Source organism: Streptomyces sp. BK022 (genome assembly GCF_004217355.1).
GTDB classification, from domain to species: Bacteria; Actinomycetota; Actinomycetes; order Streptomycetales; family Streptomycetaceae; genus Streptomyces; species Streptomyces griseoluteus.
In genome coordinates this window covers 26,466-42,828 of record NZ_SHKU01000001.1, presented here as the reverse complement: position 1 = coordinate 42,828, position 16,363 = coordinate 26,466, and the positions used below count along the sequence as shown (strand labels likewise).

Annotated in this window: 16 protein-coding genes; 9 read left to right on the top strand and 7 right to left on the bottom strand. The window is 73.0% G+C overall.

From position 1 onward, the window contains the following. Positions 1-4: 4 nt before the first annotated feature. Positions 5-301, top strand: a complete 297-nt coding sequence (locus EV284_RS00190; protein ID WP_130329038.1) for a YciI family protein — start codon at positions 5-7, stop codon at positions 299-301. A gap of 12 nt (positions 302-313) precedes the next feature. Here EV284_RS00190 and EV284_RS00185 read toward each other — a convergent pair whose 3' ends face one another. Then, on the bottom strand, positions 314-643 hold the full coding sequence (locus EV284_RS00185; protein WP_130329036.1) for a plasmid stabilization protein: 330 nt from the start codon (positions 641-643) through the stop codon (positions 314-316). A gap of 206 nt (positions 644-849) precedes the next feature. Here EV284_RS00185 and EV284_RS00180 point away from each other — a divergent pair, with 206 nt between their 5' ends. From EV284_RS00180 to EV284_RS00170, 3 genes are all read left to right on the top strand, one after another. Then, positions 850-1,266, top strand: coding sequence for an SsgA family sporulation/cell division regulator (locus EV284_RS00180; protein WP_130329034.1), 417 nt, complete (start codon positions 850-852; stop codon positions 1,264-1,266). Between the two features lie 305 nt (positions 1,267-1,571). Beyond that, on the top strand, positions 1,572-3,197 hold the full coding sequence (locus EV284_RS00175) for an ABC-F family ATP-binding cassette domain-containing protein (RefSeq protein ID WP_130329032.1): 1,626 nt from the start codon (positions 1,572-1,574) through the stop codon (positions 3,195-3,197). 165 nt (positions 3,198-3,362) lie between these two features. Beyond that, complete coding sequence (locus EV284_RS00170; RefSeq protein WP_130329030.1) at positions 3,363-4,337, top strand: acyl-ACP desaturase; 975 nt, start codon at positions 3,363-3,365, stop codon at positions 4,335-4,337. A gap of 55 nt (positions 4,338-4,392) precedes the next feature. Here EV284_RS00170 and EV284_RS00165 read toward each other — a convergent pair whose 3' ends face one another. Further along, positions 4,393-4,638 (bottom strand): WhiB family transcriptional regulator, encoded by a 246-nt coding sequence (locus EV284_RS00165; RefSeq protein ID WP_130329028.1) that lies wholly within the window; start codon positions 4,636-4,638, stop codon positions 4,393-4,395. 185 nt (positions 4,639-4,823) lie between these two features. On the opposite strand from EV284_RS00165, the gene EV284_RS00160 reads away from it, so the two are divergent. Next, positions 4,824-5,630: a VOC family protein gene (locus EV284_RS00160; RefSeq protein WP_130329026.1), complete on the top strand. Its 807-nt coding sequence runs from the start codon at positions 4,824-4,826 to the stop codon at positions 5,628-5,630. Here EV284_RS00160 and EV284_RS00155 read toward each other — a convergent pair. Together EV284_RS00155 and ligD are read right to left on the bottom strand one after the other, a co-directional pair. Then, positions 5,627-6,634 (bottom strand): LacI family DNA-binding transcriptional regulator, encoded by a 1,008-nt coding sequence (locus tag EV284_RS00155; protein ID WP_130329024.1) that lies wholly within the window; start codon positions 6,632-6,634, stop codon positions 5,627-5,629. The two genes, EV284_RS00160 and EV284_RS00155, sit on opposite strands and share 4 nt — an antisense overlap. 67 nt (positions 6,635-6,701) lie before the next feature. Beyond that, the gene (ligD, locus tag EV284_RS00150) at positions 6,702-7,724 is read right to left on the bottom strand and encodes a non-homologous end-joining DNA ligase (RefSeq protein WP_130329022.1); all 1,023 of its coding nucleotides are present in this window, start codon (positions 7,722-7,724) and stop codon (positions 6,702-6,704) included. Positions 7,725-7,797: 73 nt separating this feature from the next. On the opposite strand from ligD, the gene EV284_RS00145 reads away from it, so the two are divergent. Next, positions 7,798-8,874 (top strand): ATP-dependent DNA ligase, encoded by a 1,077-nt coding sequence (locus tag EV284_RS00145; RefSeq protein ID WP_130329020.1) that lies wholly within the window; start codon positions 7,798-7,800, stop codon positions 8,872-8,874. A gap of 7 nt (positions 8,875-8,881) precedes the next feature. On the opposite strand, the gene EV284_RS00140 is transcribed toward EV284_RS00145, so the two are convergent. Then, entirely contained in the window at positions 8,882-11,560 is a 2,679-nt protein-coding gene (locus EV284_RS00140; protein WP_130329018.1) for an AAA family ATPase, read from the bottom strand. A gap of 295 nt (positions 11,561-11,855) precedes the next feature. On the opposite strand from EV284_RS00140, the gene EV284_RS00135 reads away from it, so the two are divergent. Further along, the gene (locus tag EV284_RS00135) at positions 11,856-12,788 is read left to right on the top strand and encodes a DUF2510 domain-containing protein (RefSeq protein WP_130329016.1); all 933 of its coding nucleotides are present in this window, start codon (positions 11,856-11,858) and stop codon (positions 12,786-12,788) included. Positions 12,789-12,959: 171 nt separating this feature from the next. Here the strand turns inward: EV284_RS00135 and EV284_RS00130 are convergent, their stop codons facing one another. Then, a complete protein-coding gene (locus EV284_RS00130; RefSeq protein ID WP_130329014.1) occupies positions 12,960-13,589 on the bottom strand; it encodes a TetR/AcrR family transcriptional regulator in 630 nt (209 codons plus the stop codon). A gap of 187 nt (positions 13,590-13,776) precedes the next feature. Here EV284_RS00130 and EV284_RS00125 point away from each other — a divergent pair, with 187 nt between their 5' ends. Both EV284_RS00125 and EV284_RS00120 read left to right on the top strand, forming a co-directional pair. Then, positions 13,777-14,577 (top strand): phosphatase PAP2 family protein, encoded by an 801-nt coding sequence (locus EV284_RS00125; RefSeq protein WP_130329012.1) that lies wholly within the window; start codon positions 13,777-13,779, stop codon positions 14,575-14,577. Continuing rightward, entirely contained in the window at positions 14,574-15,542 is a 969-nt protein-coding gene (locus tag EV284_RS00120) for a hypothetical protein (RefSeq protein ID WP_130329010.1), read from the top strand. Before EV284_RS00125 ends, EV284_RS00120 begins: the two co-directional genes overlap by 4 nt. An 84-nt stretch (positions 15,543-15,626) precedes the next feature. Here the strand turns inward: EV284_RS00120 and EV284_RS00115 are convergent, their stop codons facing one another. Continuing rightward, on the bottom strand, positions 15,627-16,295 hold the full coding sequence (locus EV284_RS00115; RefSeq protein WP_130329008.1) for a phospholipid scramblase-related protein: 669 nt from the start codon (positions 16,293-16,295) through the stop codon (positions 15,627-15,629). Positions 16,296-16,363 lie beyond the last annotated feature (68 nt).

The following is a 16,363-nucleotide window of genomic DNA, read 5'->3' as shown; positions in this document are numbered from 1 at the left end:
GATCATGTTCGTACTGGAGCTGACGTACACCGCCCCGCTCGACGCCGTCGACGCCGCCCTGGCCGCTCATATGGCCTGGCTGGACGAGCAGTACGACAAGGGCCTGTTCCTCGCCTCCGGCCGCAAGAACCCCCGCGACGGCGGGGTGATCCTGGCCGTCGCGGACAGCCGGGCGCGGATCGAGGCGGTCGTCGCCGAGGACCCGTTCGTCACGGCCGGAGTGTGCGAGTACCGCGTGACCGAGTTCACCGCCACGAAGACGGCGCCCGAGCTGGCGCGGTACCGGCAGAGCGCCGGCTGAGCCGGCTCCCGTTCACTTCTTCTTGTCCAGCGCGCGCTGGAGCTGCTCCTTGTTCATGTCGGAGCGGCCGTGGATGCCGCGCTGCCTGGCCTCGTTGTAGAGCTGGTCGTACGTCGGGCCCTGCGAGCCCTTGCCGGAGCGCCGGCCGCCCCGCTCCCCGGATGACATGTCCCGCGTCGAGGTACGGCTGGCGGTCCTGGACTCGCCGGCGCGGGCGCGCTCCTTGTTGACCGTGCGGGCGGCGATCTCCTCGGCGCGGTCCTCGCCGACCCCTCGGTCCAGCTCGCTCTCCTTGATGTGCTCGTACTGCCGCTCACGCTTGGGGCTGGAACCGGCCGGCATGATCGCTCCCTTCATCGCCCCGCGGGCCTGCGGGGGTGTCCGGTAGGGAGGCGAGTACCCGGATTCGGGCATGTTTCGCACCCCTGAATCGTGACCGAGGTCACTCCGGACGGGTGTGCACGGAACGGAGGCTTCCGTCGTCTCTCCCGGTGTCGGGCCGCGACCCGCCGAGGAGCAGTTTCCAGCCGTCCGAGGGAGCACAGGCTTTGTCCACCGTGATCGAGGCAATCGTGGAGGCGCGTCTGGTCGCCGCCGCACCCCGCATGCCGAGCATTCCCGCCGCCCTGCACTACGACCGGCGCGACCCCTACGCCGTCCGGATGACCTTCCCCGCCCCGGCGACCCTGGCGGGCGTGGAGGTGTGCTGGACCTTCTCCCGGGAGCTGCTGTCCGCCGGGCTGCACGAGCCGCAGGGCCAAGGGGACGTACGGGTGCGCCCCTACGGCTACGACCGGACGGTACTGGAGTTCCACGCGCCGGAGGGCACCGCCGTGGTGCACGTGCGCTCCGGGGAGATCCGGCGCTTCCTGCGGGCGGCGGGCGAGCTGGTGCCGGTGGGCCTGGAGCACCTCCAGCTCGACCTCGACCAGGGGCTGGCCGAGCTGATGCGGGACTCCGGCTGAGCGGGGCCCGCGTTAATCGCGTTGACAGGCTTCGAGGCCGTTCGTAGCGTGTACAGCGGTTCTGTTGCCGTCGATAGGAGAAGGACGTTGCTCGTCTGAGGTCATGAGACATCGCGTTCACACCGGTGAGGTGTGCGTGGCGTTCGACCTCGGCGTACGAGCCGTCCCTCAGGCACAGGCCCCTTTTTTCCGGCCCTCCACGGGCCCGGTCACCCCGGCCCCAGTGCCTCAAGGCTTCCGGTCTCCGCCCCGCGGTGTCTCGTCAGTCCCCCGACCAGACCGCACCCGGCACCCGTGAGGCCCCTATGTCATCACCCGCGTCTTCCCTCTCCGCCACCTCCCTGACCTTCGCCTGGCCGGACGGCACCCCCGTCCTCGACAGCCTCGACATCTCCTTCGGCCCCGGCCGCACCGGGCTCGTCGGCGCCAACGGCTCGGGCAAGTCCACCCTGCTGAAACTGCTCTCCGGCGCCCTCGTCCCGGTCGACGGCACGATCAGGGTGTCCGGCGAGATCGGCCTGCTCCCGCAGAACGTCACCCTGGACACCGCCCTCCGCGTCGACGAGGTCCTCGGCATCGCCGCCAAGCGGGCCGCGCTGCACGCCATCGAGGCGGGCGACGCCTCCGAGGAGCACTTCGAGACCCTCGACGAGGACTGGGACGTGGAGGAGCGCGCCCTGGTCACCCTCGGCGAACTCGGCCTCGGCCGCATCGGCCTGGACCGTACGGTCGGCGAGGTCTCCGGCGGCGAGTCGGTGCTGCTCCGGCTGGCGGCGCTGCTGCTGCGCCGCCCCGACGTCCTGCTGCTGGACGAGCCCACCAACAACCTCGACCTGTACGCCCGCCGCCGGCTGTACGCGGCCGTGGCGGGCTGGCCCGGCGTCCTCGTCGTGGTCAGCCACGACCGCGAACTGCTGGACCTCGTCGACCAGATCGCCGACCTCCGCGCCGGCGAGGTCGCCTGGTACGGCGGCAACTACTCCGCCTACGAGGAGGCGCTCGCCGTCGAGCAGGAGGCGGCCGAGCGGACGGTGCGCGCGGCGGAGGCCGACGTCCGCAAGCAGCGCCGCGAACTCACCGACGCCCATATGAAGCTGGCCCGCCGCAAGCGGTACGGGCAGAAGATGTACGAGTCCAAGCGCGAACCGAAGATCGTGATGGGTGCCCGCAAACGCGCCGCCCAGGAGTCCGCGGGCAAGCACCGCATCATGCACGAGGAACGGCTCGCGGAGGCCAGGGAGCGGCTGGACGAGGCGGTGGAGGCGGTACGGGACGACGACGAGATCCGCGTCGACCTGCCGTACACCGCCGTGCCGCCGGGCCGGCAGGTGCTCACGCTGGAGAAGCTTCAGACGGTCCACGGGCCGCGTGTGACGGGCCTGCTGGACCTGCGGGGCCCGGAGCGGATCGCGCTCGTCGGGCGCAACGGGGCCGGGAAGACGACCCTGTTGCGGACGATCGCCGGGGAGCTGCCCCCGGTCGCCGGGCTGGCCCAGGCCCATGTGCCGCTGCGCTTCCTGCCCCAGCGGCTGGACGTGCTGGACGACGGGGCGACGGTCGCGGAGAACGTGGCCCGGTTCGCGCCGGGAGCCACTCCCAACCGGGTCCGCGCCCGGCTGGCCCGCTTCCTGTTCCGCGGCAAGCGGGCCGACCAGCCGGCCGGCACCCTCTCCGGCGGCGAACGCTTCCGGGCCGCGCTGGCCGCCCTGCTGCTGGCCGAACCCGCCCCGCAGCTGCTGCTGCTGGACGAGCCGACCAACAACCTGGACATGGCGAGCGTGCGCCAGCTGACCTCGGCACTGGAGTCGTACGAGGGCGCGCTGATCGTCGCCGGGCACGATCTGCCGTTCCTGGACTCGATCGGCATCACCCGCTGGCTGCTGGTGGCCGACGGGGAGTTGCGGGACGCGACACGGGAGGAGATCGGCTGAGGGCGGGCGCAGGGCCTGGTCGGGGTCCTTACGCCCGCCTTAACCTACGGCTTCGTAACCTACGGACACGTAGGCTACGAAGCCGTAGGTTCTTGGCGCCGCCCTCTCGGGCGGTTCTGTCCGTGAACCTCCCTTTTCTGCTCGGCCGTTTTTTGGAGTACCCCCGTGACGATCACCTCCCCTCACCTCGGCAGCCCGTCCGCCTGGACCGACGCGCGACTGCTGTTCGCGCTGGAAGAAGTGGTCGAGAACGAGCTGAACCGGCACCTGAAGATCGCCAAGGACTGGATGCCGCACGAGTACGTGCCGTGGAGCGACGGGCGCAACTTCCCCGGCCTCTTCGAGGACGGCGAGGCGTGGGGCAAGGAGCAGTCCAAGGTCACCGACATCGGCCGGGTCGCGCTGGTCGTCAACCTGCTGACCGAGGACAACCTGCCGAGCTACCACCACGAGATCGCCTCGCTCTTCGGCCGGGACGGCGCCTGGGGCACCTGGGTGCACCGCTGGACCGCCGAGGAGGGCCGGCACGGCATCGTGATGCGCGACTACCTGCTCGCCTCCCGCGCTGTCGACCCGGACCAGCTGGAGCGGTTCCGGATGTCGCACATGAGCGAGGGCTTCGAGTCCGACAACCGGCACTCGATGCTGCACTCGGTCGCCTACGTCGCCTTCCAGGAGCTGGCCACCCGCATCTCGCACCGCAACACCGGCCACCAGTCCGGCGACCCGGTCTGCGACCGCATGCTGGCCCGGATCGCCACCGACGAGAACCTGCACATGGTCTTCTACCGGAACCTGCTGAAGGCCGCGTTCGAGCTCGCGCCCGACCTGACCATGCAGGCGGTCCGTGACGTCGTGGTCGACTTCCGTATGCCGGGCCACGGCATCCCCGGCTTCGAGCGCGCGGCCGCGCAGATGGCCATAGGGGAGGTCTACAACCTCCGGATCCACCACGACGACGTGCTCCAGCCGGTGCTGCGCTTCCTGAAGGTCATGGAGATCGACGGCCTCGGCCCGGAGGGCCTCAAGGCCCAGGAGGAGCTGGGCGTGTACATGGGCGGACTCGACTCGGAGGCGGCCAAGTTCGACGAGCGGCTCGCGGCCCGCAAGGCGCGCATGGCGGCGCGGGCGGCCGGCTGAGACCTGGGCCGTACGGCCCCATGACCCGCCGACGGCCCGCCGTACGGCCCGTTCCTCAGCGGGCCGTACGGCGCAGGGCGAGCCGTTCGCGTTCGGAGAGGCCGCCCCAGACGCCGAAGCGTTCGTCGTGGGCGAGGGCGTAGTCGAGGCAGGCGGGGCGGATCTCGCACAGGGCGCAGATCCGTTTGGCCTCGCGCACCGAACTGCCGGGCTCGGGGAAGAAGAAGTCCGCCCCGGTCTGCGCGCACAGGGCCTGGCCCTGCCAGGCGGAATCGGCCGGTGTGATCGTCTCGATGGGCATGGCCAGGATCGTGCCGGGCGCCGAAAAACGTTTGATCAACGCCGTGTCAACAGGCGTCGCGTGGGCCGTCCCGATGATCCTCCGCGCGGACACGCCCGCGCACGGCGGCGCGCGGGGCGATCCTCCCCGGCCGGTGCCAGACTCGTCGGGGCCAAGGACGGCCCCGGTCCCCGAGGAGGGCGCGCATGCTCACCACCCGTTTCCCCGACGGCGCTCCTAACTGGATCGACCTCGGCTCCCCCGATCTGGCGGCGAGCCTCGCCTTCTACGGCGGCCTCTTCGGCTGGCAGCCCGCCCCCGCCGGCCCGGAGACGGGCGGCTACGTCCTCCTCCAGCTCGACGGCAGGACGGTCGCCGGGGCGATGGCGCTCGACCCGGAGCGCGGCCGGGCGGGCTGGACGGTGTACTTCCGCTGCGCGGACGCGCTCGGCACCGCCGAGGCGGCGGGGGTGGCGCACGGCACGGTGGTGTTCTGGCCGACGGAGCTGCTGGGACTCGGCCGGGTGGCGGGTCTGAAGGACCGGGCCGGGGCCGCGTTCCGCGTCTGGCAGCCGGACCCGGTCGAGGGCCTGGACGCGGCGACCGAGCCGGGCGCCCTCTGCTGGGTCGAGCTGCACACCCCGGACGTGGCGGCGGCCGCCGCCTTCTACCACCGGGTCCTCGGCGTGCAGACCTCCGGCGTCGACTTCCCCGGCGGTGTCTACACCTCGCTGTACCCCGGCGGCGCCGACGAGGACGCCATGTTCGGCGGTGTCGTCCCCACCTTCGAGGACCCCGCCGGCACCGCCCCCTCCTGGCTTCCGTACTTCGGCACGGACGACACCGACGCGCTGGTGGCCCGCGCGGAGGAACTCGGCGGCTCGGTCCGCCTCCCCGCGACCAGTGTCCCCGGAGTGGGCCGCCTGGCCCGCCTCGCCGACCCGCACGGGTACGAGTTCGCGGTGATCAAGGGCGACCCGGCGCAGGAAGCCCAGGGCGCTTCTCCCGCCTAGGCGGACGCCCGGCGGACGAGGGTGGTCGGCAGGATGACGCCGCCCGGCGGGCCGCCGTCCAGGAGGAGGCGGGCCATGATGCGCCCCATCTCCTCTATGTCCTGGCGGACCGTGGTGAGCGGGGGGTCGGTCTGTTCGGCCACCGGGGCCATGTCGTCGAAGCCGATCACCGCGACGTCCTCGGGGACGCGGCGCCCGTGTGCGCGCAGGACGCGCAGCGCGCCGAGGGCGGTGAGGTCGTTGGCCGCGAAGACGGCGTCGACGTCGGGGCGCCGGGCGAGGAGTTCGCGCATCGCGAGCTCGCCGCCGCCGGGGGTGAAGTCGCTCTCCACGACGAGTTCGGGTGCGGCGTCGCCCATCACGTCCCGGTAGCCGTCCAGCCGGTCCACCGCGGAGGTCTGGTCCAGGGCGCCGGTGATGTGCCCGATCCGGGTCCGGCCGAGACCGGCGAGGTGCCGTACCGCGTCGCGGGCGCCGCCCCGGTTGTCGCTGTCGACGTACACCGCGCCGCCGGTGTCCCCGTCGTCCCAGTCGGGGCGGCCGCCGAAGACCGTGCGGACGCCCGCGTCGCGGATCAGGCCAGGCAGCGGGTCGTCGAGGTGGAGGGAGAAGACCAGGGCGCCGTCGACGTGGCCGCCGGCGAGGTAGCGGGCGACGCGGGCGTGGTCGTCCCGGCCCTCGGTGAGCAGCAGGACCAGCTGGTTGTCGTGCGCGGTGAGTTCCTTGCTGATGCCGCGCAACTGGGCGGCGAAGAAGGGGTCCGCGAAGACGCGGGTGCCGGGTTCGGCGATGACGACCGCGACGGCGTCGTGCCGCTTGGTGACGAGGCTGCGGGCGGCCTGGTTGGGGACGTAGCCGAGTTCCTCGACCGCCTGGCGGACGCGGGCGACGAGCGAGTCGCGTACGCCGTCGCCGCCGTTGACGACCCGGGAGACGGTGGCGCGGGACACCCCGGCACGCGCGGCCACCGCCTCCAGCGTGGGACGCGACACTGCCTCGGTCACTTGGGGCTCCTCATCGGCGGCTGTGATCAGGATAGCCGCGGGGCCCGGCGCCCCCCGGGGGCTCGCTTCAGGAGGGCGCCTGGTCCTTGCGCGCCCGGCTGGGCTGCACCCGCTTGGGTTCGCCGGGCATCTTGGGGTACTCCGGCGGGTACGGCAGGTCGCCGAGACCGTGTTCGGCCTCGTCACGGCGGGCCAGGTCCAGCAGGGCGTCGAGCGAGTAGCGGTGGTCGTCCATGTCGGCGTGCACATCACCCAGTTCGGCGAAGCGGCGCGGCATGGTGACGATGTCGAAGTCGCGCGGCCGGGCGTCGGCGACCTCGTCCCAGCGCAGCGGCGCGGAGACGGTGGCGTCGGGCAGCGGGCGCACGGAGTAGGCGGAGGCGATGGTGCGGTCGCGGGCGGTCTGGTTGTAGTCCAGGAAGATGCGCTCGCCCCGCTCCTCCTTCCACCACTTCACCGTCACGTGGTCCGGCATCCGGCGCGCCAGTTCCCGGCCGACGGCGATGGCCGCGCGCCGCACCTGGGTGAAGGTCCAGCGCGGCTCGATGGGCACGAAGACGTGCAGGCCGCGCCCGCCGGAGGTCTTGGGCCAGCCGCGCAGACCGCCGAACTCCTCCAGCACGGAACGGAGTTCGAAGGCGGCGCGGACCGCGTCCTCATAGCCGGTGCCGGGCTGCGGGTCGAGGTCGAGGCGGAGTTCGTCGGGGTGGTCGACGTCGTCGCGGCGCACCGGCCAGGGGTGGAAGGTGAGCGTGCCGTACTGGGCGGCCCACACCGCGGCCGCCTCCTCGGTGGGGCACATCTCGTCGGCGCTGCGGCCGCTGGGGAAGGTGATGTGGGCGGTGGGGATCCAGGACGGCATGTTCTTCGGGGCGCGCTTCTGGTAGAACCACTCCCCCTCCAGGCCCTCCGGGTAGCGCTGGAGGGTAGTGGGGCGGTCCCGCAGGGCCCGCAGCACGCCGGGGCCGACCGCCGCGTAGTACTGGGCGATGTCGAGCTTGGTGTAGCCGTGCGCGGGGAAGAACACCCGCTCCGGGTGGGTCAGCCGTACGGTCCGGCCTCCTACCTGAAGTTCCACCGCATCGCCCATGCGGCCACCGTAGGCGTCCCCCGCGCGGCCCGCACACCGGGCGCCGGCGGTCGGGGGCGCGCAGAATCGGCGTATGGACCTGCCGGTGATGCCGCCCGTGAAGCCGATGCTGGCCAAGGCGGTGGCGAAGATCCCGCCGGGCATGCACTACGAGGCCAAGTGGGACGGCTTCCGGGCGATCGTGTTCCGCGACGGCGACGAGGTCGAGTTGGGCAGCCGCACCGGCAAGCCGCTGACCAGGTACTTCCCCGAGCTGGTGGCGGCGCTGAGGGAGCGGCTGCCGCCGCGTTGCGTGGTGGACGGGGAGATCGTGATCGCGCGGGACGGCCATCTGGACTTCGACGCGCTGACCGAGCGCATCCATCCGGCGGACTCGCGGGTGCGGACGCTGGCCGAGCGGACCCCGGCGTCCTTCGTCGCCTTCGACCTGCTGGCGCTGGACGACCATGCCCTGCTGGACGTGCCGCTGACCGACCGGCGGGCGCTGCTGGACCGGGCGCTCGCCGGGGTGAGCCCACCGGTGCATCTGGCGCCCGCGACGACGGACCTGGAGGAAGCGCGCCGCTGGTTCGAGCAGTACGAGGGCGCCGGTCTGGACGGGGTGGTCGCCAAGCCGCTGACGGTGCCGTACCTCCAGGACGAGCGGGCCATGTTCAAGGTCAAGCACGAGCGGACGGCGGACGTGGTGGTCGCCGGGTACCGCCTGCACAAGAGCGGCCCGGTGGTGGGCTCGCTGCTGCTCGGGCTGTACGACGACACGGGCGCTCTCCAGCACGTGGGCGTGGCGGCCGCGTTCACGATGAAGCGGCGCGCGGAGCTGGTGGCGGAACTCGCGCCGCTCAGGATGGACGACGTGAGCGGGCATCCGTGGGCGCGCTGGGCGGAGGAGGCGGCACACGAGACGGCCCGGCTGCCCGGGGCGCCGAGCCGCTGGTCGGGCAAGAAGGACCTGTCCTGGGTGCCGCTGCGCCCGGAGAAGGTCGCGGAGGTGGCCTACGACCACATGGAGAACGGCCGCCGCTTCCGGCACACCGCCCGCTTCCGCCGCTGGCGCCCGGACCGCACCCCCGAGAGCTGTACGTTCGCCCAGTTGGAGGAGCCGGTGCGCTACGACCTGGCGGAGATCCTGGGTGGTGCGCCCGGGGCGTGAGCGGCCTTCAGCCGCCGAGGTGCTCCAGCGCTCCGCTCGCGCGGGCCACGAGTCCGTCGGCTCCGCACGCCTGGGCCAAGTCGAGACCGCGGGTGAGCTCGGCCCGGGAGCGGGCGAGGATGCCGTGCTCGACCCGAGCCGCGGCGTGCTCGTACTGGCAGGGTGACGCCTCCAGATAGGCGACGGCCTTGGCGGCGAGGCGTTCGGCGCGCGGGCCGGTCTCCAGGGCGGCGGCGCAGCGCAGGGCCTCTCCTATGGCGGTGTCGGTGCCGAACCGCTCGGCCTGGCGGCGGGCGTCGGTGAGGAGCGCGCGGGCCCGTTCCGGGTCGTGCGGGGCGAGGGCGCGGGCCAGGTCGACGGCCCACGGCGCGAGCACCGGGTTGTGACCGCCACGGGCGGCGGCGGCCTTCTCGGCGGCCTCCAGCTCGTTGACGCCCTCCTCGGTGCGGCCCACGGCGAGCAGCAGGCGTCCGCGTACGGAGCGGATGTCGGGCAGCACGATGGTGGACGGGTAGGGCGGGGCGAAGCCGTAACTCTCGGCGACGGTCCACGCCTGGGCGACGTGGCCGCGGGCGAGCAGGATGTCGACCAGGCCGCAGATGGCCGACCAGTACAGCGGCAGGCCCCGGCCGACCCGCTCGGCCAGTCGGAGCGCCTCGCGCAGCGCGCCCTCGGCGTCCTGCAGCTTGCCCTGCCTGCGGTAGGCGAGGCCGAGGTAGGCGTTGGCCAGGGAGAGGTGGCCGCCGTGCCAGCCGGCGCGGGTGTAGGCGCGCAGGGCCTCGGAGAAGAGGCTCTCGGCGCGGTCGAGCCGGTCGGTGTGGGCGTAGGCGCTGCCGAGCATCATCAGCAGCTCGACGCCCCACTCGTCGTCGGTCCAGCCGAGACCGGGGGCGAGGCGGCCGTTGACCAGGGCGCGGTCGCACAGCTCGACCACCAGCTCGGCGTTCTCGCCGTGGGTCATGGCGTCGAAACCGCGCAGGATCAGCAGGGCGCGCTCGGAGTTGTCGCGTCCGGTGCAGGTGGCGGCGAGTTCGGCCAGTCGCCGGGAGCGTTCCGGGGAGACGGTCTCGCCGTGCACGGCCTCCCAGGTGAACTGCACGGCCTGGAGCCGCATCCGCACCGGGCCCGGCTCGTGCCGGTCGGCCTCGGCCTCCACGGTACGGACGGCCTCCTCCAGCTGGTCGTTGTGGAGCAGGGCCTGGGAGAGCCGGATGGAGGCGTCCACGCGCTGGGCGCTGTCGAGTCCGGGGACGGCGAGGGCGTCACGCAGGTGCTCGATGGTGAGCGCGGGTGCCGACAGCAGCCTGGCGCGGCCGAGTTCGTACAGCACCTGGGCCCGCACCTCGGGCAACGGGGGTTCCCTCAGGGCGCGTTCCAGGCAGGCGCACGCGGCGTCGGGGGCGCCGACGGCGAGGTGTTCGCGGGCGGCCTCGCGCAGTTGCTCGACCAGGGTCTCGTCACCCTCGGGGTGCACCTTGAGCAGGTGCCGGGCGGCCTCGGCGGCGCTGCGTCCGGTCTCGGCGACGATGTTCGCGGCGATGCCGTGCATGGCGGTGCGCATGGCGTCCGTGATGGAGTCGTAGACGGCGGAGGCGATCAGGGGGTGCACGAACTCCAGCGTGACGTCCTGGGGTTGGGGTGCGGCCGGGTCGGGGACGACCTCGGCGAGGATGCGGGCGCCGCAGAGCAGCTCGGCACAGCGGGTGGCGGTGTCGGCGTCCATCATGGCGAGCCGGGCGACGAGGCCGACCGGGCTGCCGGTGCCGAGGATGGCCGCCGCCCAGGCGAACTTGGTGGGCTCGACGCCGAGTTCCCGCAGCCGGCTGACGAGTCCGCCGCCGCGCGCGGAGCGGTTGAGGTCGCGCAGTTCGGCGGCGCGGTCCTCCCTGGGCTGGAGTTCGCGGTCGCGGACCTTGGCGAGGAGTTCGACGGTGTCGTAGGCGTTGCCGCCGGTGACGGCCCAGACCTCGCGGCAGAACGGGTCGTCGGCCTGCGGGCCGACGGTGGCGCGGGTGAGTCCGGCGGTGGCCTGCGGGGTGAGCGCGCTGAGGTTGCTGACGGGGCGGCCCGCGGCGGCGATGTCGTCCAGCAGGCGGGCGCTCTCGCCCTGGGCCTCGCCGGGCCTGCGGGCGACCACCACGAGCACGGGCAGGTCGGCCAGGCGCTGGGCGAAGGCGGCGAGCCAGCGCAGCGTCTCCAGGTCGGCCCAGTGGGCGTCGTCGACCAGGAGGACCAGCGGATAGGTGCGGGAGGCGAGGCGGCGGACCGCGTACACGAGTCCGTCGCACACGTAGCTCGGGTCGGGGCTGCCCTCGCCGGGCTCCACGATGCCGAGGGCGGGGCCGGAGATGTCGTACCAGGAGGCGAGGTAGTCGCGGGCCTCGTCCTGGGTGAGGGCGGCGAGCGCGGGCTGGAGGAGCTGGCGCAGGACGTGGAACGGGACGGACTTGAGGGTCTCGCCGGCGCGGGCCGACCAGACCACGCAGCCGCGGCGTTCGGCGATGCGGCGTATCTCGGCGAGCAGGGCGGTCTTGCCGAGTCCGGCCTCGCCGCGGAAGAGGAGGAGGCTGCCGGCGGACTCGCGGTCGGCGCACAGCAGCTCGATCGCCTCGGTGACGGCGGCGATCTCCGCTTCCCGCTCCCACAGGTAGCCCGAGGCGACCGCCTGTGGCCGCTCCTCCGTCATCCCGTTACCTCCGCAGGTAGTCCGAACGGCGTACGAAGAACGAGCGTAGCCGTCCGAACGGGCCATCGGCGCCCGCTCCGGGCAGGTGTTGCCCCGCCGGGTGAGCCAGGTACCGGCCCGGCTGACGTGCACCCCTCCCGACCGGCCGGTTTGTGCCCTTGCCTACGTCAACTCTGTTCAGTCGGGCACTTATTGACCAGGAATCCGATAAACCTGTGAATCGGTACGGGGCTTCGGTGCGCCCGTGGGCGGGTGCTCTCATCCGGCTTTCACCGACTCCTCATACGGTATGCCCATGACCCAGGTGACTCCTCCCGGCTGGTATCCCGACCCCGGACAGACGCACGACGCTCCGCCCACCGAGCGCTGGTGGGACGGCAACGCCTGGACGGCCGAGGTCCGTCCGGCCGGGACGGCCCAGGCCGCTCCCCCGCCCGCCTACCCTCCGTACGCCTACGGCGGTTACCCGCCGCAGCCCCCGGCCGGGAACCGCCGCGGGCTGCGCACCGGCATAGCCGTCGCGGCGGCGGCCGCGGTGCTGGCGTGCGTCGGGGTCGGCGTCTACGCGCTGGCCAAGGACCCCGGCGGGGGCGACCGCGCCGACTCCCGCCCCGGGCAGGGGCAGGAGCGCCGGCAGGAGGGACCGGGCGACCCGCAGAAGTCGCCGTCCCCCGACCGGTCGGCCGCGCCCGAGGTGCGCGGCGGCGGCACCCTGCCGGACCCGGTCAACGGGATCAGCATGCCGGTGCCCGAGGGCTGGACCGGCCAGGCGTTCGCCGCCGGCGCCCAGGTGACCTCGGACACGTCCTACAAGTGTCCCGGCGACACCTCCAAGAACTGCACCGCGGGCGGGGCGTACTCGGCTCCGGCCCGCGTGCTGGGCACGCGCGGTGAGACGGCGGAGGCGGTCGCCAAGGCCGATGTCGCGGCCAACGCCGAGGAGTCGTACGGCGGGAAGTCCTACGGGGGCATCACGTCGCACCAGGTGCTGGCGGCGCGGGCGGTGACGGTGGCCGGGCAGAAGGGCTATCTGGTGCGCTGGAAGGCGGTCACCAGCAAGGGTGCCGACGGCTATGTGGAGTCCGCCGCGTTCCCCTCGCCCGCCGATCCGAGCCGCATGCTGGTGGTGCGCTTCGGGCTGGACGTGGGGCAGTCCACGGCGGTGATGGACGAGATCCTCGAGGGGATCAAGGTGTCGTCCGCCGGAGGCTCCGGCCAGGACGTCTGAACCGGGCCGGCCGGACAATCCCGCGGACGAAGTCCGGGCCGGGCGGAATCCCCCTCCGCTCAAGGGGAACCCCGCCCGGCCTGGGCGTGCGCCGCCCCCGTCCCCACGGTGCGGCGCGTCCAGGTCACCGTTCAGTCATCCCGTGAACGGCGCCCTGGCGTCTGTACCGGCCTACTCGGCCGGATTCCTCGTCAGACCGAGCGCGGGAAGCACGACGGCCTCCACGAACCCGGCCAGGTATTCGGAGTCGGCATACTGCCCGCACAGCACGGGGCGCACGCGCAGGACGCCGAACATCATCGCCGGTACGTACTCCAGCGCGGGGTGGCCCGCCGGGACCTCGCCCCGCGCCACGCCCCGCTCCAGCATCTCCTGGAGCGCGGCGATCTCGGGGTGGACCAGCGCCTCGCGCAGCGCCTCGGCCAGTTCCCGGTCGTCGGTGACGGCGTGCCCCAGCGACTGCAGCAGCCGGGTGTCCTTGCCCGACCAGTCCCCCGCGGCCCGCGCGGCCTGCCGCAGGTCCTCGGTGAGCGAGCCGGTGTCGATCCCGGCGAACCGCACCTTGCGGCTGGCCCGCAGCGCGGCGGCGACGAACTGGGGCTTGGTCTTCCACTGCCGGTAGAGCGTGGACTTGCTGCAGCGGGTGCTGGCGGCGATGCCCTCCATGGTGACGGACTCGTAGCCGCAGTGGCGGATCTGGTCGAGCACGGCGTCGAAGAACTCCTGCTCACGCTCGGGCGTGAGCTTGGAGCGGCGCGAGGCGACGACCGTCTCCGGTTCGTCCGCGGCCTGCGACGTCATACCTGGCTTCCCCTCACTCGTCCCCGGCATGTCCTGCCCGATCCCAGTGTGTCGCACTGTACCGATACGCCAGTGTACCGGTACTCGACCGTATCGGTACACTGGCGTATCGGTACGGAAACGTATCGCTGAGTTCGGAAGCCGTCCGGACCCAGCACGCACCACCGTCAGTGAAGGGGGCCGGGGGATGAACGCCCGATCCGAGCCCGCCGGAACGGAACCGGAACCAACGCTCCGGCCGCCGCTCCTGCGGGAGTTCCTGCTCGTCGCGGGGCTCTTCTTGGTCTACAAGCTCGGACGGCGGCTCGCCGACGGCCACACCTCGGACGCCTTCCGCGACGCCGACCGGGTCTGGCACCTGGAGCGCGCCGTCCATCTGCCGTCCGAGACGGACGTCCAGTCGGCGCTGCTGCACGGCGACGCCCTGGTCCACCTGGCGAACACCTACTACGCCACCGTGCACTTCCCGGCCACCGTCGCCTTCCTCGCCTGGCTGTATCTGCGCCGCCCCGCCCACTACGTCTGGGCCCGCCGGGTCCTGGCGCTGGTGACGAGCGCGGCGCTGGTGCTGACCTTCACCTTCCCGCTGGCCCCGCCGAGGATGCTCAGCGGCACCGGCCTGCTGGACACGGCCCGGATATACGGCCCCTCGGTGTACGGGCCGCCCGCCCGCGACCACCTGTCCAACCAGTTCGCCGCGATGCCCTCGCTGCACTTCGGCTGGGCGCTGATGGTGGCCGTCGGCCTGATCGCCGCCACCCGGTCCCGGTGGCGCTGGCTGTGGCTGCTGCATCCGCTGGTCACCCTGGCGGTGATCGTGGGCACCGCGAACCACTACTGGCTGGACTCGATCGTGGCGACGGCTCTGCTGGTCACCGCGCTGGCCCTGATCCCCTCCCCGCACCGCACCGCGGGGCCGGGGAACGCGGGCACCGCCCGGCTCCGGCTCCTTCCGCAGGACACCGCGCTCGCGGGACCGGCCCGATGAGCGGCGCGCTGGCGGCCGCCATCGGCCTGTCCCTGATATCGGCCGTCGCCTACGCCTCGGCGGCCGTCGCGCAGGAGCGCCTCGCCTCCCGGAACCCGGGCTCGGGTCTGCTGCGGATGCTCAGCACCGGCGCCTGGTGGTCGGCGGTCGGCCTCAACGCGGGCGCCGCCCTGCTGCACGTCGTCGCCCTGCGGTACGGCCCGCTCACCGTGGTCCAGCCGCTCGGCGCCCTGACCCTGGTCGCGGCGGTGCCGCTCGGCGCGCGGGCGGCCGGACGCCGGGTCAGCGCCCTGGAGTGGCGGGGTACGGCCCTGACCCTGCTGGGGCTGGGCGCGCTGCTGACGGCGGCCTCCGGTCCGGCGCCGGAGCGGGCGCTGAGCCTGCCCTCCGCGCTGGCGGTCGCCGCCACGACCACCGCCGTGATCGGCACCCTGAGCCGCCCCGGCGCCCGGCCGGGCCTCAGGCACGCGACCGCGTCCGGGTTCGCCTCGGGTGTCGCCTCCGCACTCACCCAGACCGCGACGGTGGCGGCCACCGAGGGCACCGGCCCGGCGCTGAGCCCGCTGGTGATCGTGGTCGCGGTACTGGTGGCCGCGTTCGCCACCGGCGGGCTGCTGCTGTCGCAGACGGCCTACCGGGGCGGTCTCGGTGCCCCGCTCGCGGTGGTCACCCTGGCCAACCCGCTGGCCGCCTCGGTCATCGGGCTGACCCTGCTCGGCCAGGGCCTCCACGGCGGCGCCGTCGGCATCCTGCTGGCCCTCGCCGGGGCGGCCCTGGCGGCCCGGGGCGTCGTCCTGCTGACCCGCGCGACCCCGGCCACCGCGTCCGTACCGACGCCCGCGCCCGGACCGGACGACGAGGAGCACCCGGTGGCGGCGGTACTGGCCCTGGAGCCGCACACAGCGACGCGGGAGCCGAGGCTGACCCGTCGGCGGTCGAGGCCACGGCGGCTGACCCGGCTGTAGCCGGGGCCCGGAGAGACCGCACACGAAAGGGCGGCCGGCGCGTCACGCGCCGGCCGCCCTTTCGTGTCTCGACCCGGGGACTCGTCAGCCCAGGCCGCGCGAGTCCTGCTTCAGCGCGGTGTCCACGGTGAGCGCCGTCGCCACGACGAGGCTCCGCAGCGGCTCGGGCAGCGGCTGGTGGATCTGGAGGACGTAGTTGTCCGCCGTGGTGAACAGCGTCTTGGCCAGACCTTCCCAGGACTTGGTGATACGGGCGATCTCGGTGCCCTCGTGGTCCACGATGGCGAAGTTCCAGGCCCGCCAGTTCTCCGCCTTGATCGCGCCGACCTGCCGGCCGTCCACGTTCATGGCGAAGTTGATCTTGCCGATCATGTTCTGCTGGACGATCTCACCGACCTGCGAGCCGTCCGGACGGGCCACCAGGACACGCGACTTGAAGATCTTCGCGGGACGGGTGAGCAGCAGCTGCGGCTGCCCCTGGGTGTCCCGGATCTCCAGCCGGTGGGTGAGGAACTGGTCCCAGCTCGACACGAAGCGCAGGATCTTGCGGAGCACGCCCTGGCCGACCTCGACCACGGCACCGAGGTCCCGGCCGTTCTGGTCCATGACCTTGTACTCGTTGGTCAGCTCGATGAGCTTGGCCTTCTGGTTCACCACGAGGACGGGCTCGGTGAACAGGGTCCCGCCGGGTGTCGGTTCCGTACCGTCCGGGCCGGGGTGGGAGCCTGAAGAAACGTTCGATTGCGTGGTCACCGGGGCACCCTACCGTGGCTTGAACCGTACCTGACCATTCTGTTCCGGGAACGGGAAGTTCCGCTTGG

What these genes read in the sequence shown, in the direction of transcription:
- EV284_RS00190 (WP_130329038.1), top strand. Translation starts at nt 5, where the DNA reads ATGTTCGTACTGGAGCTGACGTACACCGCCCCGCTCGACGCCGTCGAC.
- EV284_RS00175 (WP_130329032.1), top strand. Translation starts at nt 1,572, where the DNA reads ATGTCATCACCCGCGTCTTCCCTCTCCGCCACCTCCCTGACCTTCGCC.
- EV284_RS00135 (WP_130329016.1), top strand. Translation starts at nt 11,856, where the DNA reads ATGACCCAGGTGACTCCTCCCGGCTGGTATCCCGACCCCGGACAGACG.
- EV284_RS00130 (WP_130329014.1), bottom strand. Translation starts at nt 13,589, where the DNA reads ATGACGTCGCAGGCCGCGGACGAACCGGAGACGGTCGTCGCCTCGCGC.
- EV284_RS00145 (WP_130329020.1), top strand. Translation starts at nt 7,798, where the DNA reads ATGGACCTGCCGGTGATGCCGCCCGTGAAGCCGATGCTGGCCAAGGCG.
- EV284_RS00125 (WP_130329012.1), top strand. Translation starts at nt 13,777, where the DNA reads ATGAACGCCCGATCCGAGCCCGCCGGAACGGAACCGGAACCAACGCTC.
- EV284_RS00120 (WP_130329010.1), top strand. Translation starts at nt 14,574, where the DNA reads ATGAGCGGCGCGCTGGCGGCCGCCATCGGCCTGTCCCTGATATCGGCC.
- EV284_RS00140 (WP_130329018.1), bottom strand. Translation starts at nt 11,560, where the DNA reads ATGACGGAGGAGCGGCCACAGGCGGTCGCCTCGGGCTACCTGTGGGAG.
- ligD (WP_130329022.1), bottom strand. Translation starts at nt 7,724, where the DNA reads ATGGGCGATGCGGTGGAACTTCAGGTAGGAGGCCGGACCGTACGGCTG.
- EV284_RS00160 (WP_130329026.1), top strand. Translation starts at nt 4,824, where the DNA reads ATGCTCACCACCCGTTTCCCCGACGGCGCTCCTAACTGGATCGACCTC.
- EV284_RS00165 (WP_130329028.1), bottom strand. Translation starts at nt 4,638, where the DNA reads ATGCCCATCGAGACGATCACACCGGCCGATTCCGCCTGGCAGGGCCAG.
- EV284_RS00185 (WP_130329036.1), bottom strand. Translation starts at nt 643, where the DNA reads ATGCCGGCCGGTTCCAGCCCCAAGCGTGAGCGGCAGTACGAGCACATC.